Below are 15,732 nucleotides of genomic sequence, written 5' to 3'. Positions count from 1 at the left end.
GAAAAAGGAAGATGAAATGGCTCGGGAAACACTTCTTCTCGCTAGCGACGATATTCACCAACTCGTGGCGATCGTCGGGCGTGATCGGCTCATGGACCAGATGATCGAACGGCTGGAGTTTGCGTTTCGGGAATCCGACAGCGACAGTCTCCGTACGCCGCCGCGCGCGGGCTTCATTACCGGTGTACACCGTGCGGGCGTGCTGGAGTGGATGCCGCATCATGAACCTGGCCGCGCTGCCACGATCAAGCTCGTGTCCTATGCCCCGAACAATCCTGGCTATCATGGCCTGCCGACAATCCTCGGTACTCTCGCTCGCATCGACGACGAGACCGGGCACCTGCTGACCATCGCCGACGCGGTCTTGCCGACAGCGATACGCACGGGCGCGGCATCGGCAGTGGCCACGCGACTCCTCGCCCGCCCAGGCAGTAGCACGGTGGGTCTCATCGGGGCGGGCGCCCAGGCCGTGACACAGCTTCATGCGATCTCGCGCGTGCTCGATGTCAGCGAAGTGCTTGTCCACGATGTGAATCCGGATCACCGGCGCTCGTACCTCGAACGCGCCTCCTTCCTGGGTCTCGACATCAGGGAAGCCACCCTGGAGGAACTCGAGAGCAGGTCCGACGTCATCTGCACCGCAACCTCGGTGGACGTCAATGCCGGTCCCGTCCTACGGGGCGAGCGACTGAAGGACCACGTGCACATCAATGCCATAGGCGCCGACATACCGGGCAAGGTGGAGATCCCCCTCCAGGTGCTCAGATCGGCGTATGTGAGCCCGGACCACGTGCAGCAGGCCCAGCGAGAAGGGGAGTGCCAGCGCCTTGAGCGCGGCGAGATCGGCGCCGCCCTACCGGAGCTCTGCGCTGCACCGCATCTGGCGCACCCTCACAAGGAATCCCGGACAGTCTTCGACTCGACCGGCTTCGCGCTCGAGGACCATGTGGCCCTCGATGTGCTCATCGAACTTGCCGAGCTGCACGGCATCGGCACGGTAGTGCAGCTGGAAGCCGGTTCCTTCGACGCGCTCAACCCCTATGCCACTCCGCACAACAGCATCCCCGGCCAGGTGTCGAACAAGGGAATCCGGCAGCCGGAAGTCGACGAGTCGGCTGCTTCCAGCTTTCCCGGTCTGGCTCATCGCGACGATGAGATGACGGGAAGCCGAGCGTACGGGTCCATCCCGTTCGTGTAGCCGATCGGAGCACTTATAAAAAGGAGAAAGTATATGACCAACCCGTTCGAGGATCCGGAAGGCACGTACCTCGTGTTGACCAACGACGAAGGTCAGCACTCCCTCTGGCCCGCAGTCGTTGAGGTGCCTTCTGGGTGGACCGTCTTGCTGTCGGAGGCCGACCATCAGTCCTGCCTGGACTTTATAGAGAGGAGCTGGGTCGACATGCGGCCCAGGAGCCTGGTGGTGGCTATGGAAAGCGATGCGGGCTCAGAGCGCCTCTGACGCCGCAGGTGCCTCGGGACAGTCGGCGGAGAATTACCGTAGGCCGACCTCACGGGGTATGCGTGACCGCCTGCGCCTGGCCATCCGCGCAGATGGGTCTTCGAGGAATAATATTTGGAGAGAATCGCGCCTCTCCGCTGCCGCTAACGGCCATTGGGAAGGTGCAGTGGCGGTCTCTTTTCCTCGGGGTCATAGATCTGCTCCATGAGGGGACCTCATCAGCGGTCCCGGCGCTCTTCATCCGGAGCCGGCTCTGACCGGCATCAGGAAAGGCAACGCATGAGTGACACTGCCCCAGCTGAACTCGAGCTCTTCACCACCTTCTCATATTCGAAGGCGGACCAGCGCGATTATCTGACGCAGATTCGGCAGATCGCGCAGTGGAGTGAACAGGCCGGCTTTCACGGGACGCTCATCTACACGGACAACAGTACCGTTGACCCGTGGTTGGTAGGGCAGGAGGTCCTGCGGAGCACGGAGCGGCTGGCTCCCCTGATCGCGCTGCAGCCTGCCTACCTTCACCCATACGCCGCCGCGAAGATGATCGCGACCTACGGCTGTCTCTACGGTCGGCGAGTTTGTCTCAACCTTGTGGCGGGCGGCTTCCAGAACGACCTGGCCGCCCTCGGCGATCGGACACCGCACGATGAGCGCTATCAGCGTCTCGTGGAATACGCCCTGATTATCAAGGGGTTGCTGGCGGGTCCGGAGCCGGTGACCTTCGGCGGTCGGTATTACGCAGTGAAGAACCTGGCCATGACGCCGTCCCTGCCCCCGGCGATTCAACCTGGTATTCTCATCTCCGGCTCTTCGCCCGCCGGCCTGGCCGCCGCCGGGGCGATCGGCGCGACACCCATCAGGTATCCCGAACCGCTGAATGACAACTCCCCAGTAGACGTTGCCATCGGCGGAGTCCGTATTGGCATTATTGCCCGCGAGACCTCGGCCGAGGCCTGGCGTGTTGCCTTGGACAGGTTCCCGCCTGATCGCAGGGGCCGGATCATGCACACGATGGCCAAGAAGGTCTCGGACTCGCACTGGTACGCGCGGCTGTCGGACCTGGAGGAGCGCCCGGCGGGGCCGGACAGTCCCTACTGGCTCGGACCGTTCAGGAACTATCGGAGTCGCTGCCCCTACCTCGTGGGCAGCTACCAGGAGGTCAGTGCCGAGGTAGCGCGGTACATTCAGCTCGGCTGCCACACCTTCATCCTCGACGTGCCACGCAATGAGGAGGAACTCCAGTACACGGCTTTGGTTTTCGAGCAGGCTGCTGCCGCAGTGGCGGACATTGTGCGTGCTGACTGACTGCCGTGAGCGATGCGGGATCGTTTCGCCCGGATTCGAAGCGGCCGCGGCAGCCCGCGACCGCGCGACCCACTGACGTAGCGACTCCGGGTTGGCGCCCAGCTCCCGCGCCGCCACCGACGAAACACGCCGACCGCTGGACTCCACCAGCGCGACCGCATCCCGCTTGAACTCCCCCGACACTACCTCGCAGCACCCATGAGGACATCCTCTCCACGGACCCGAAGATCCGCTTCTCGGAAGTGTCCACAACCCGGGGTAGAGCCCAACGCTCGTTTTACCCCCCAGGCGTTGACGGTGGCGACCTCGACGATAAGCAGGGCCACGTCGTCGTGGTCGTCCGGGTGGCGCAGTGCGGTCAGGAGCCGGTCACAGACTGCTTCCAGGGGGAGCTGTGGGTCGGTGAGGGGTCTGCTGCTCAGTCCTGGCCTTGGACTGGATGTCGTGGAGCTCGAGGGGAGGAAAGTGAGCATGCGGCTGTCGCTGCGGGTGCAGGCTTTGATCGGGCACTGGCGACGTTCACTGAGCGCTTCGCCGCTACGAGGTCAGGCTGCACTGCGAGCCGTGCGAGCCGTGCGAGGCGGCAGCCGGCCGCGACATCGCGGTGATTGATCGCGCACCTGTCGGGCGCGGCTGCCGACCGGGCTTGAACGCGAGGAGGTCCCCGCCTTGCACCGGGGACTCTCCTCGCTGGCGGACTGTCAGCGCTGGGGCGCGATGAGTTCGAGGAGGCGTTCGCGCTGGCGGGGGCCGAGGCCCTGGACACGGCGGCTGTCGGAGATACCGACGTCGGTCATCAGTTTATCTGCGCGGACCTTGCCGACGCCGGGCAGTGACTCAAGCAGACGGCGGACGGGCGTCTTCCCGACGACCGTGTCCTCACGCTCCAGTACCTGGCCCAGGGTGACCTTGCCGTCCTTGAGCGAAGCTAGCAGCTCGCCGCGTTCGCGGCGGACGGCCAGCGCCTTGTTCAGCGCCTCCGCGCGGGCCTCGACGGTCAGTGTCGGCAGAGCCATGGACGTCCCTTCGTAGAACAGCAGATGGCCATCATCGTCCCACTACATGGGCGGTGACCAGCGGTTTGGCGGAGATCAGGAGAACTCGCCGGATGTCGCACACGACGCCGTCGCTCGCCCTGTCCCCCGGCATCAGGCCGTTGATCCGGTGTCAGAACCAGTGCGGGCGGTAGGCGCGGCCGACCTTGTTCGGGCAGTCGTCCGGCCAGGGCTTCTGGCAGGTCCGGGTCGTTCAGCGCAGCGAGTTCCAGCGCTGTCGGCTTCGCCCGGCCCCGTGTTGGCGCTGGATCTTCCGTTCCCGCTTCAGCTCGGCGGCCTCCTTGCGCAGAGCCTCGTTCTCCGCCTCCAACGAGGCAGCTGGGCGTGCTGGTTGAGCGCTCTTCGTGTTGCCTTGGTCCGCCGCGCGGATCCAGCTCCACGGTATCTCGGGCGGCGCCCAGGTCTGCGGCGACCGTGGTGCCCGTCCGCGAGCGGTACAACGCGACCGCGTCTGTCCGCCTTGAACTCCGGTAGGAGTGCTTCATCCCCACAGGGACTCCAATCTCCTGGACCATCAAGATCCAGTGCCTGTGTCCTCACAGCAGGGGAAGGCCCGGGCTCCTGTCATCGCGACCAGACGAATCTGTGCGGGGCGTTCGTTCCGATGTTGGACGGCCATGAGGGTGGGCCTTTCTGCGGCCGACAGTGCTGGCTTCCTCGCTTTGTCGGGGTTACCGGTGAAGCACGTCGCGCTTGTCGGCGCGGCTGTGGTTTCGCGCCGGGAGGTTCGTCATGACGACTGGAACCGATACCCGTTCCGTCCCGCGGTGGGTTGTCCGGCCGGAGGAGTCCGCCCGGCCGCTGGCGCCGGTGATGTGCTGTCGGTTTGCGTTCTATGGGCGGGTGTCGACGGAGGACAACCAGGATCCGGGGGCTTCGCGGCTGTGGCAGCTGGCGCGCGCGACGGCGTTGGTCGCTCCCGTTGGGGGAGTGGTGAGTGCGGAGTACTTCGACATCGGGCAGAGCCGCGCCTTGCCGTGGAAGCGCCGGCCGAGGGCGGCTGCCCTGTTGGGGGCGGTGGCTGACCCGGGTCGGGGTTTCGATGCGGTGGTGATCGGTGAGCCGCAGCGTGCCTTCTACGGCAGCCAGTTCGGGGCCACGTTCCCGCTGTTCGTCCACTACGGGGTGCCGTTGTGGGTGCCGGAGGTCGGCGGGCCGGTGGACCCGGAGAACGAGGCACACGACCTGGTGATGTCGGTGTTCGGGGGGATGTCGAAGGGGGAGCGCAGCAGGATCCGTGTCCGGGTGCGCAGTGCGATGGCGGCGCAGACGCGGGAGGAGGGCCGGTTCCTGGGCGGGCGTCCGCCGTACGGGTATGTGCTCGCTGACCTGGGGCCGCATCCGAATCCGGCGAAGGCCGCCGACGGCAAGCGTCTGCACGGCCTGGTCCCGGATCCGAGGGCCGCGCTGGTGGTGCAGCTGATCTTCCGTCTGTTCCTCGACGGGCTCGGCTATTTCGCGATCGCCGAGGTCCTGACCCGGATGGGCATCCCGTGTCCGTCAGCTGGCGATCCGGGCCGTAATCCCCGTCGCAGTGGTGCGGGGTGGGCGAAGTCGGCGGTGCGGGCGATCCTGCTCAACCCCCGCTACACGGGGCGTCAGGTGTGGAACCGGCAGCGCCGGGACGAGGTCCTGCTCGACGTCGACGAGGTAGGCCTGGGCTGCACCACCGTCGTACGCCGCAACCCGCCCCAGCGATGGGTGATCTCCGAGCATCCCGTCCACGAGGCGATCATCGACGACGAGACGTTCGCCCAGGTCCAGGACATCATCAACTCCCACGCCCACCTGGCCGGCCCGAACGGCATCCGCAGCTGCCCGCACCTCTATGTGCTGCGGGGCAGAATCCGGTGCGCACTCTGCGGGCACATGATGCAGGGCAACTGGGTGCGCGGCACGCCCTACTACCGGTGCCGCACCGCCGGCGAGTATGCCCTTCCCAGCTCCGCCGGCCATCCGCCGAACCTCTACCTCCGCGAGCAGTACATCACCGTGCCCCTGGACGCCTGGCTCAAGGGCGTTACCGCCCCGAGCCGCATCGAGGCCGTCATCGGAGTGCTCACCAATCCTGGCGTGGACCCCAGGCACGTCGCCGCTGCCAGACGCACCATCGCCGACTGCGACGCGAGACTCGCCACCCACCGCGCGGCCCTCGAAGCCGGCGCCGACCCGGCCGTCGTCACCCGATGGATCGCGCAGACCCAGGCTGTCCGCGCCGGCGCCGAAGCCGAACTCCATCCGTCGGCCGGCGCCAACAGCGACCGCCACCTCAGCCACGACCAAGCGGCCGATCTCCTGCGCGCCGCCCGCCGCGACATCACCGCCGCTCTGCCCAGCACCGATCCGGCCAAGCGAGCAGACCTCTACGAACGCCTCGACCTGACCCTGCTCTACAACCCGGAACAGCACAACGCCCGAGTCGAGATCAACCTCAACCAGTACACGCCACGCAGTGCTCCGCTCCTGCCCGTCCTGGCCGCCGACCTGTCACTGGACCGCTCAGGCCCAGTACCTGCCTCGCTGAGGCAGGGGACCGTCGCACTGCCCCTGGCCGCATGGGCAGAAGGCGCCGCAGATACTCCGACGGCTTTCACCGATATGAACCCCACGGCCGACCAGGAGAAGGCGCAGGTCAAAGCACCTATATCGAACGGCCATGCGATAAATCGGGAGACGATCTCACGCTCGCACCGACTTGAACCCCCACGGCGCCGAAAGAGAGAAACCGCAGGTCAGGGCTGGTCTGGCGAGGAATGCGCAGGGGCTATCCGTGCATAATCTTCATAATTAGCCGACTTGAACCCCCACGGGAAAAGCTGCAGGTCAGCGCGCTGCGCCGGACCAATGATGATCATGGTCGAGGCCCGAAAGAATCTCCAGAAATGACAAAACCCCTGGTCAGAGGCCTGATCAGGGGTTTTGTCGCGTGGTGTCCGAGGGGGGACTTGAACCCCCACGCCCGATAAAGGGCACTAGCACCTCAAGCTAGCGCGTCTGCCATTCCGCCACCCGGACAGGGTGTGTGCCTCGGGTTTCTTGCTGGGCCCCTTGGCGACAGAGAGAACACTACCAGGCCCCGGGAGTGCTTCTCACCTGCGTTTCTGTCACCGATGGGCGGGCGTTGCGGGTGCCACAGGAGGGAAACGGACAGATCGGCGCAAGTCAGACATGGGGCAGGTGTCCGGCCGTGTGGGTGGGGTGGTCGAGGTGGACGCGGTCCCGGCGTGGTGAATGTTCCGGCTGAGGTTCGAGCGCAAAGGGCACGGAATCTGTCGGAACTCGACCTTGGTCGGTCAGGACACGTCGGCGAGCGTCAAGTTCCAGTCGCTGCCCCGCCGCCCCCCGGTGCTCTCCTAGCCTCTGTTGACCAAGGGAGCCTTGAGCGGAACGCCCGATTCCCGAAGGGCCGGCGGTCCGGGCCGTCGGTGGTGGTTCCCATCACCCGCGTGAAGGGCGGCTTGACGTGGAACAGATCAGCGGGGCGGCCGAGCCCGTGACCAGACGGCCCGGGGCAGTGCCGGTCGAGGGGGTCTGGCGGTTCTCGGCGGTGGCGCACGAGGCCGCGGTGCCGCAGACCCGGCACGCGGTGCGTGACCGGCTGCTGGCCCAGGGAATGGCGGGGCTGCACTACCAGGAGCTGATCGACGATCTGCTCCTGATCGTCTCCGAGCTGGTCAGCAACGCCGTCACCCATGCCGCCGTGCTCTCGCCCTACCTCACCACGGAGCTGGCGATCGGCGGCGGCTGGGTGCGGATCTCGGTCGAGGACGGCCACCCGTACCGGCCCAAGGCCCTGGAGAGCGATCTGGGGCAGCTCGGCGGCCGGGGACTGCTGCTGGTGAAGAGCGTGACGCTGCAGGCCGGCGGGGTCTGCGACGTCGAGCGCACCGGGGAGGGCGGCAAGGTGGTCTGGGCCTCGCTGCCGCTCCCCGCCCCCCGCGAAGGGGAGGCGGACGGCGGTCCGATCAGCGCCTGGCAGCGCTGACGAGCCGGGGCCACCAGGCCGCCAGACCGTCAGACGAGGGCGACGCCTACCAGTCCCGTCCGGCGATCTCCCGGATGCCGGGGAGCGCGGCCTCGAAGACCGTACGGAACCACACCGAGAACGGGCGCTCGGCCTCCAGTGCCTTCAGCTCCTGCGCCGTGACGAAGCGGGTGTCGTCGACCTCGGCCGGGTCCGGCCGCAGCGGTGCGGTGATCAGGCCGACGAACAGGTGGTTCCACTCCCGCTCGATCAGTCCGGAGGCCTCGTCCGGCAGGTCGTAGCGGACCGTGCCGGCCTCGCAGAGCAGTGCGGGTGCGGCACCGAGCTCCTCGGCGGTACGCCGCGCGGCGGCCACGAACGGCTGCTCGTCAGGGTACGGGTGGCCGCAGCAGGTGTTCGACCAGACGCCGGGGGAGTGGTACTTGCCGAGGGCCCGGCGCTGCAGCAGCAGGCGCCCCTGACGGTCGAACAGGAAGACCGAGAAGGCCCGGTGCAGCCGGCCCGGCTGCTGGTGGGCCCAGAGCTTCTCCGCCGTGCCGATCGTCACACCCTCGTCGTCGACCAGTTCCAGCAGGATCTCCGATGCCGAAGGGGCAGAGGAGGTCGCCGAGGATGACGAAGAGGCCGAAGGGGAAGAGGAAGAGGGCACGGCGGCCACGTCCGTCTCCACGTCCAGCCCGGTGTCGATGTCCGACTCCGAGGCGAAGTGGGTCTGGCTGGTCGGTCGGCTCTCGGGCATGGGGCCTCTTTCGGCACGGGGACCGGAGCCGCCACCCGGGCGTGCGGGCCCGGATCCGCCCACCCGGTCCGGCGGTCGGCTTCGCGCCGCCGGTGGGCCCGCATTCGTCGGGATGCACCGTCGGCTTCGGGGGCCCAGTCTGCCGTATGGGCCGCGACCGAGTGTGCTGCGACGCACGTGAGGGCGGGGAAGGGTCGGATGACTAGGCAATATGTTCGATTCGTGATCGGGTTCGTCACGTCTGCTTCACCTTGTGTCTGCTGCCCTGTCAGGTCACGGTCCGGCAGCAGCCGGTGGGCGGCTTGAAGGGGAGGCCTGCGGTCCGGAATGATGATCCGTACGGTCCTGGGTCGTCAGCTGCGGATAAACCCTGCCGGCTGCCATTTCGAGGGCGAATCACCGGTCCGGTAGCCTCGATCGGTGCGCTGGGCCCGCCCCGGAAGCGCTCATCTCCGTACAGCTTCGCCGAACCACCGGACAACCCTGTCCAGCCCGCCTCGTCCTCGTCCCACCGCACAGCGTTGTGGCCGGACCGCACACCACCGCCAGGGAGTGAGTTCCGCTGTCCACTGTGATCGTGACCGGCCCAGAGCTGCTCGCGTCCGGAAGGCCCGCCGATCCCGGCCCCGGCTCGCGCGCCACTGCGACCATGTCGTCCGCCACCGTGCAGGTGGCACCCGCCCTCGAAGCGGACCTGGTCGCTCTCGGATTCAGCCGCATACTGCGGGCCCATGACGCCGAGCAGCTTGCCGCCCTGGTCGCGACGGCCGACCCGGCCGACCGCGTCGCCGTTATAGACGCGGGCTTCGTCGGCCACCGCCACGCGCTGCGCCTCGCGCTGACCGACCCGCGCTTCCCCGCCGCCGCCGTTCCCGGTGCCGTCGTGGTCTCCGGCGCCCAGGCCCGTACGGCCCTGGCCTCGGCGGCCCACCGCCTGACGGCCCACGGCCCGACGGCCGAACCGCGCCTCCCGCACCAGCGCGGCACGGCCCCCCGCGCCGCCGAGCGGAGCACAGACCGGAGCACCGAGTCGAGCACCGACCAAAGCACCGACCGGAGCACCGAGCCGTACGGCCCGCAGCCGCTCCCCGACGTGCTGGCCGGCGAGCTCGCCCACCACGGCATCCCCGTCCAGCGCCCCGAGCTCGGCACGCTGGTCGCCACCGTCCCCGCCAACGAGACCGAGCTGCAGGCCGCCCGCGCCGCCGTGGCCGAGGTGGACGAGGAGGCGGTCCGGCTGCGCCGGGCGGTGAAGGCCCGGGACGGCTTCTTCACCACCTTCTGCGTGAGCCCGTACTCCCGCTACCTCGCCCGCTGGTGCGCCAGGCGCGGACTGACCCCCAACCAGGTCACCACCGCCTCGCTGCTGGTCGCCCTGCTGGCGGCGGGCTGCGCCGCCACCGGCACCCGGCCGGGCTTCATAGCCGCCGGCGTCCTGCTGCTCGCGTCCTTCGTGCTCGACTGCACCGACGGCCAGCTGGCCCGCTACTCCCTGCAGTACTCCACCGTCGGAGCCTGGCTCGACGCCACCTTCGACCGCTGCAAGGAGTACGCCTTCTACGCCGGCCTGGCCCTCGGCGCGGCCCGTACGGGGGACCACGTCTGGGCGCTCTCGCTGGCCGCGATGGTCCTGATGACCTTCCGGCACAGCGTGGACTTCGCCTTCATGGCCGCCGACCAGGACACCGCCCGCAACCCGGTCACCCCGGGCGGCCCGGCCAAGTCCACCAACTCCAGCCCCACCGCCCAGCTCTCCAGCCGCCTGGACCGCGTCGGCTGGACGGTCTGGGCACGCCGGATCATCGTCCTGCCGATCGGCGAGCGCTGGGCTCTGATAGCCCTGCTCACCGCGGTCACGACCCCCCGCATCACGCTCACCGTCCTGCTCGTCGGCTGCGCGCTGGCCTGCTGCTACACCACGGCCGGCCGGGTGCTGCGCTCGGTGACCCGCCGCCGCCCCCGTGGGGACCAGGCGGCCCACGAGGTCGCGACCCTCGCCGACGGCGGGCCGTTGGCCGAGCTGCTGGCACCCGTCCTGCGCCCCGTCGCCCGCCGCCTGCCCGCCCTCGCGGTGCCGGTGCTGGCCGCCCTGGCCGCCGCCGGGCTGCCCGCCGCCGTGTACCTGTCCGCCGGCACCTGGCAGGCCGTGGCCGCCGCCGGCGGTTACGTCCTCCTCTCCGCCCTCGTGCTGGCCCGCAAGCTCAACGGCTCCCTCGACTGGCTGGCGCCCGCGTTCTTCCGGGCCGGTGAGTACCTGACCGTGCTGGCCCTCGCCCTGCGCCTGGACACCGGGGCCCTCCCGGCCGCGTTCGGGCTGGTCGCCGCGGTCGCCTACCATCACTACGACACGGTGTACCGCCTTCGCGGCGGCACCGGAGCGCCGGCCGGATGGCTGGTACGGGCGGCCGGCGGGCAGGAAGGCCGGGCACTGCTCGTCACCCTCGTCGCGGCGCTCGCCTACACCGGCAGCCCCGTCGGACCCGTCGGGCACCAGATCGCCGGGGCGGATGTGCTGCAGGGCCTTCTGGTGGCCCTGGCAGCCGTACTAGCCCTGGTTGTGGTCGCCGAGAGCATCCATTTCTGGGTGTTCGGTGACGCCACAGCAGAACACGATGAGTCAGGAGACACCGCATGATCGGCCTCGTTCTTGCAGCCGGCGCCGGCCGCCGGCTGCGCCCGTACACCGACACCCTGCCGAAGGCGCTGGTGCCGGTCGACGGGGAGCGGACCGTCCTGGACCTCACCCTCGGCAACTTCGCCGAGGTGGGCCTGCGAGAGGCCGCCATCGTGGTGGGCTACCGCAAGGAGGCGGTGTACGACCGCAAGGACGCCCTGGAGCAGAAGTACGGCGTCAAGCTCACCCTGGTCGAGAACGACAAGGCCGAGGAGTGGAACAACGCCTACTCCCTGTGGTGCGCCCGTGACCTCTTCGGCGAGGGCCTGCTGCTCGCCAACGGCGACACCGTGCACCCGGCCTCGGTGCAGCGCACCATGCTGGACGGCAACGACCGGCGGATAAAGGAGGGCAACGCCCCCGGCATCCTGCTCGCCCTCGACACGGTGAAGAAGCTGGCCGACGAGGAGATGAAGGTCGTCGTCGACCCGGTCACCGGCATGCGGAAGATCACCAAGCTGATGGACCCGGCCGACGCGACCGGCGAGTACATCGGTGTGACGATCATCAACCCGTCCGCCAAGGACGACCTGGCGAGTGCCCTGCAGGCGACCTTCGAGCGCGACCCGCAGCTGTACTACGAGGACGGCTATCAGGAGATGGTCAACCGCGGCCTGCGCATCGACGTGCAGCCCATCGGCCAGGTCTCCTGGGTCGAGGTCGACAACCACGACGACCTCTCCAAGGCGCGGGAGATCGCGTGCCAGTACTGACCCGGCTGGTCCCGTCGCCGGTCTTCGTCGAGATCCGGTCCGGGGCCCTGGACGCGCTCGGCGGCATCCTCGCCGACCAGCGCCTGTCCGCCTCCGGCCGGATCGCGGTGGCGATCAGCAACGGCTCCGGCACGGTGCTCCGGGAGCGGCTGGAACCGCTGCTCCCGGGCGCCGAGTGGTACGAGGTCGCCGACGGCAGCCTCGACAGTGCCGTACGTCTCGCGGACCAGATGCGGGCGGGCCACTTCGACGCCCTCGTCGGCCTCGGTGGCGGCAAGATCATCGACGCGGCCAAGTACGCCGCCGCCCGGGTCGGCCTGCCGCTCGTCGCGGTGGCGACCAACCTGGCCCACGACGGCATCTGCTCGCCCGTCTCGACCCTCGACAACGACGCCGGCCGGGGCTCCTACGGGGTGCCCAGCCCGATCGGGATCGTGGTCGACCTCGACGTCATCCGCGAGGCACCCAAGCGCTTCGTGGCGGCCGGCATAGGCGACGTCATCTCGAACATCTCCGCCTGCGCGGACTGGGAGCTCTCCCAGACCGTCACGGGTGAGCCGGTCGACGGCCTCGCCGTCGCGATGGCCCGCTCGGCCGGCGAGAACCTGCTCCGCCACCCGGGCAGCCTCGAGGACCAGGACCTCCTCACGGCGCTCGCGGAGGCCCTGGTACTGTCCGGCATCGCGATGAACATCGCGGGCAGCACGCGGCCCTCGTCGGGTGCCTGCCACGAGATCTCGCATGCCCTGGACGTGCTGTACCCCAAGCGGTCCGCCCAGCACGGCGAGCAGGTCGGCCTCGGTGCCGCCTTCGCCAGCTTCCTGCGGGGCGAGCGCGAGCTGACCGGCCTGATCGTGGACCGTCTGACGAGCCACGGCCTGCCGGTGACCGCAGCTCAGATCGGCTTCACCGAGGCGGAGTTCACCGAGGCGGTGCACTACGCTCCGAACACCCGCCCGGGCCGCTTCACCATCCTTGAACACCTCGACCTCTCCCCATCGGACATCAGGGACGCGTACGCCGACTATGTCAAAGCCGTCAACAGCTGACCGCCAGGGCCAGAGCCCCGCGGTCGACCTCACGGTCCGTCCCTCGATCGAGGAGCTGCGGGCCGTCATCCACCCGGAGGGGATGCTCCAGCGCCGCAGTGCGGAGCACTGGGCCGGGCGCTGGTACATGCGGAGCATCTCGCTGCGGATCACCCGGGTGCTCTCCACCGTGACGGTGATCACGCCCAACGGCCTGACCTACCTGATGATGTTCACCGGGATCCTGGCCGGCGCCGCGCTGGTCATCCCCGGCCTGGCGGGCGCCGTCCTCGGGGCGTTCCTGATCCAGGTCTACCTGCTGCTCGACTGCGTGGACGGCGAGGTCGCCCGCTGGCGCCGCCAGACCTCGCTCACCGGGGTCTACCTGGACCGGGTCGGCCACTACATGTCCGAGGCCGCGCTGCTCACCGGCCTCGGCCTGCGGGCCAGCGACCTCTTCCACCAGGAGGGCACCACCTCGGCCTGGCAGTGGGCCTTCCTGGGCACCCTGGCGGCGCTCGGCGCGATCCTGATCAAGTCCGAGACCGACCTGGTCGACGTGGCCCGCGCCCGCAGCGGCCTGACGGCCGTCGAGGACAGCGCCTCGGTGCCCCGCTCCGCGGGTGTCGCCAAGGCCCGCAAGGCGGCCTCCCTCCTGAAGTTCCACCGCCTGGTCGGCGCCGTCGAGGCCTCGCTGTTCATCCTGGCCGCCGGGATCGCGGACGCCGTGCAGGGCGAGCTGTTCTTCACCCGCCTCGCGGTGGTCGTGCTGGCCGCCATCGCCATGCTGCAGACGGTCCTGCACCTGCTCAGCATCGTCCTCTCCAGCAGGCTCCGATGAGCGCCGACGACTTCAGGCTGGGCGCGGTCATCATCACGATGGGCAACCGCCCCGCCGAGCTGAACGCGCTGATCGACTCCGTACTCCACCAGGAGGGCCCGGCCGTCGAGCTCGCCGTGGTCGGCAACGGTGCCCCGCTGCCGCCGCTCCCGGAGGGCGTCCGCCGCGTCGAGCTCCCCGAGAACCTCGGCATCCCGGGCGGCCGCAACGTCGGCATCGAGCTGTTCGGCGAGGACGGCCAGGAGGTGGACGCCGTCCTCTTCCTGGACGACGACGGGCTGCTCCCCGGCAAGGACTCGGCCCGGCTGCTCCGCGAGGCGTTCACCGCCGACCCGGCGCTCGGCATCGTCAGCTTCCGGATCGCCGACCCGGACACCGGCGTCACCCAGCGCCGGCACGTGCCCCGGCTGCGGGCCAGCGACCCGCTGCGCTCCTCCCGGGTGACCACCTTCCTCGGCGGCGCCAGCGCCGTCCGGAGCAAGGTGTTCACCCAGGCCGGGCAGCTCCCCGGCGAGTTCTTCTACGCGCACGAGGAGACCGACCTGGCCTGGCGGGCCCTGGACGCCGGCTGGTCGATCGACTACCGCGCCGACGTGGTGCTTCACCACCCGACCACCTCCCCGGCCCGGCACGCCTCGTACTTCCACAACGTGGCCCGGAACCGGGTGTGGCTGGCCCGACGGAACCTTCCGGGCCTGTTGGTGCCTCTCTACTTGGGAACCTGGTTGTTGCTCACCCTGGCCCGCCGCCCGTCCGGTGACGCGCTGAAGGCCTGGGTGGGCGGTTTCCGGGCAGGTTGGCGCGAACCCTGCGGTCCGCGACGGCCGATGCGATGGCGTACTGTATGGCGATTGACCAGGTTGGGCAGACCGCCAATCATCTGATCGCAGCAGCCGGCAGTCCCGCTGCCGGCCGGAATATCCCCCGTGATCCCTGTGGATCCGCCCGGTTCAAGCCGCTCCCCCGGAGTGGGCCGGATTCCCGATCCCGTGAAGGACGAATGTGTCGACAGTGAGTGACTCCGTCAGCCTCTCCGCGCCCGCGGGGTCTGACGCGAGCCTGACCCCCAAGCAGCTCGCGGCCAAGTACGGCCTGACGGTGAGCGGCAAGCGGCCGAGTCTGCCCCAGTACGTGAAGCAGCTGTGGGCCCGGCGCCACTTCATCGTGGCGTTCGCCACCGCTCGCCTGGTCGCGCAGTACACCACGGCCAAGCTCGGCCAGGTGTGGCAGGTGCTCACGCCGCTGCTGAACTGCGCGGTGTTCTACCTGGTCTTCGGCGTGATGATGAAGAGCCGGGACGGTATCCCGGACTACATCGGCTGGCTCTGCATCGGCGTGTTCATCTTCCAGTTCACCCAGAGCGCGGTGATGGCCGGTACCAGGGCCATCTCCGACAACCTCGGGCTGATCCGGGCGCTGCACTTCCCCCGGGCCTCGCTGCCGATCGCCTTCACGGTGATCCAGCTCCAGCAGCTGCTGATCTCGATGGTCGTCCTGGTGGGCATCGTCCTCTTCGTGCAGCCGCCCGGCCTGACCTGGCTGCTGGTCATCCCGGCGCTGATCCTGCAGTGCTTCTTCAACACCGGTGTCGCCCTGGTGATGGCCCGGATCGGGTCCAAGACCAGCGACATGGCGCAGCTGATGCCGTTCCTGCTGCGCACCTGGATGTACATCTCCGGCGTCATGTACAGCATCCAGGACGCGATCAAGCACTTCCCGCCGTTCGCCAAGCTGCTGCTGGCGATCAACCCGGCCACGATCTACATGGACCTGATCCGCTACGGGTTCATGCCGAACCACTACAACAAGGAAGCCCTTCCGCACCACGTATGGGCGATCGCCGGCGGCTGGGCCCTGGTCGCCGGGCTGATCGGATTCCTGTTCTTCTGGAAGGCTGAGGAGCAGTACGGCCGTGGCTGATATCGCAACT

The 15,732-nt window shown here is 68.8% G+C and carries 13 protein-coding genes, 1 tRNA gene and 1 pseudogene; 11 read left to right on the top strand and 4 right to left on the bottom strand.

The window, feature by feature from the left end; genetic code table 11:
* Positions 1-16: 16 nt before the first annotated feature.
* From FB465_RS05770 to FB465_RS05760, 3 genes are all read left to right on the top strand, one after another.
* Positions 17-1,198: an ornithine cyclodeaminase family protein gene (locus tag FB465_RS05770; protein WP_145788186.1), complete on the top strand. Its 1,182-nt coding sequence runs from the start codon at positions 17-19 to the stop codon at positions 1,196-1,198.
* Positions 1,199-1,231: 33 nt separating this feature from the next.
* Positions 1,232-1,462: an MbtH family protein gene (locus FB465_RS05765; protein WP_145788184.1), complete on the top strand. Its 231-nt coding sequence runs from the start codon at positions 1,232-1,234 to the stop codon at positions 1,460-1,462.
* Between the two features lie 279 nt (positions 1,463-1,741).
* Positions 1,742-2,767, top strand: coding sequence for an LLM class flavin-dependent oxidoreductase (locus FB465_RS05760; protein ID WP_211785729.1), 1,026 nt, complete (start codon positions 1,742-1,744; stop codon positions 2,765-2,767).
* Positions 2,768-2,803: 36 nt separating this feature from the next.
* Here FB465_RS05760 and FB465_RS36700 read toward each other — a convergent pair.
* Positions 2,804-2,950 (bottom strand): annotated as a pseudogene (locus FB465_RS36700) (transposase); the annotation flags it as partial.
* A 518-nt stretch (positions 2,951-3,468) separates the two neighbouring features.
* Entirely contained in the window at positions 3,469-3,783 is a 315-nt protein-coding gene (gene mihF / locus FB465_RS05750; protein ID WP_145788180.1) for an integration host factor, actinobacterial type, read from the bottom strand.
* Positions 3,784-4,515: 732 nt separating this feature from the next.
* On the opposite strand from mihF, the gene FB465_RS05745 reads away from it, so the two are divergent.
* Positions 4,516-6,600, top strand: coding sequence for a recombinase family protein (locus FB465_RS05745; protein ID WP_211785728.1), 2,085 nt, complete (start codon positions 4,516-4,518; stop codon positions 6,598-6,600).
* A gap of 149 nt (positions 6,601-6,749) precedes the next feature.
* Here FB465_RS05745 and FB465_RS05740 read toward each other — a convergent pair.
* Positions 6,750-6,837, bottom strand: a tRNA-Leu gene (locus FB465_RS05740).
* Positions 6,838-7,285: 448 nt separating this feature from the next.
* Between FB465_RS05740 and FB465_RS05735 the strand changes: the two genes are divergently transcribed.
* The gene (locus FB465_RS05735) at positions 7,286-7,807 is read left to right on the top strand and encodes an ATP-binding protein (protein WP_145788178.1); all 522 of its coding nucleotides are present in this window, start codon (positions 7,286-7,288) and stop codon (positions 7,805-7,807) included.
* 46 nt (positions 7,808-7,853) lie between these two features.
* Here FB465_RS05735 and idi read toward each other — a convergent pair whose 3' ends face one another.
* Positions 7,854-8,546 (bottom strand): isopentenyl-diphosphate Delta-isomerase, encoded by a 693-nt coding sequence (gene idi / locus FB465_RS05730; RefSeq protein ID WP_145788176.1) that lies wholly within the window; start codon positions 8,544-8,546, stop codon positions 7,854-7,856.
* 718 nt (positions 8,547-9,264) lie between these two features.
* Here idi and FB465_RS05725 point away from each other — a divergent pair.
* From FB465_RS05725 to FB465_RS05700, 6 genes are all read left to right on the top strand, one after another.
* Positions 9,265-11,181 (top strand): DUF5941 domain-containing protein, encoded by a 1,917-nt coding sequence (locus FB465_RS05725; RefSeq protein WP_246193139.1) that lies wholly within the window; start codon positions 9,265-9,267, stop codon positions 11,179-11,181.
* The gene (locus tag FB465_RS05720) at positions 11,178-11,933 is read left to right on the top strand and encodes a phosphocholine cytidylyltransferase family protein (protein ID WP_145788175.1); all 756 of its coding nucleotides are present in this window, start codon (positions 11,178-11,180) and stop codon (positions 11,931-11,933) included. Before FB465_RS05725 ends, FB465_RS05720 begins: the two co-directional genes overlap by 4 nt.
* Positions 11,921-12,982 carry an iron-containing alcohol dehydrogenase family protein gene (locus FB465_RS05715; RefSeq protein ID WP_145788173.1) on the top strand — a complete coding sequence of 354 codons (1,062 nt, stop codon included), beginning with the start codon at positions 11,921-11,923 and terminating at the stop codon, positions 12,980-12,982. Before FB465_RS05720 ends, FB465_RS05715 begins: the two co-directional genes overlap by 13 nt.
* Positions 12,983-13,064: 82 nt before the next feature.
* Entirely contained in the window at positions 13,065-13,802 is a 738-nt protein-coding gene (locus FB465_RS05710; protein WP_211785944.1) for a CDP-alcohol phosphatidyltransferase family protein, read from the top strand.
* Positions 13,799-14,686 carry a glycosyltransferase family 2 protein gene (locus FB465_RS05705; protein ID WP_145788171.1) on the top strand — a complete coding sequence of 296 codons (888 nt, stop codon included), beginning with the start codon at positions 13,799-13,801 and terminating at the stop codon, positions 14,684-14,686. Before FB465_RS05710 ends, FB465_RS05705 begins: the two co-directional genes overlap by 4 nt.
* 118 nt (positions 14,687-14,804) lie before the next feature.
* Positions 14,805-15,722, top strand: a complete 918-nt coding sequence (locus FB465_RS05700; RefSeq protein ID WP_145788169.1) for an ABC transporter permease — start codon at positions 14,805-14,807, stop codon at positions 15,720-15,722.
* Positions 15,723-15,732 lie beyond the last annotated feature (10 nt).

It is taken from the genome of Kitasatospora atroaurantiaca, from assembly GCF_007828955.1.
Classification (GTDB): domain Bacteria; phylum Actinomycetota; class Actinomycetes; order Streptomycetales; family Streptomycetaceae; genus Kitasatospora; species Kitasatospora atroaurantiaca.
The sequence above is the reverse complement of the archived record's forward strand: the minus strand, read 5'-3'. Positions and strand labels throughout refer to the sequence as shown.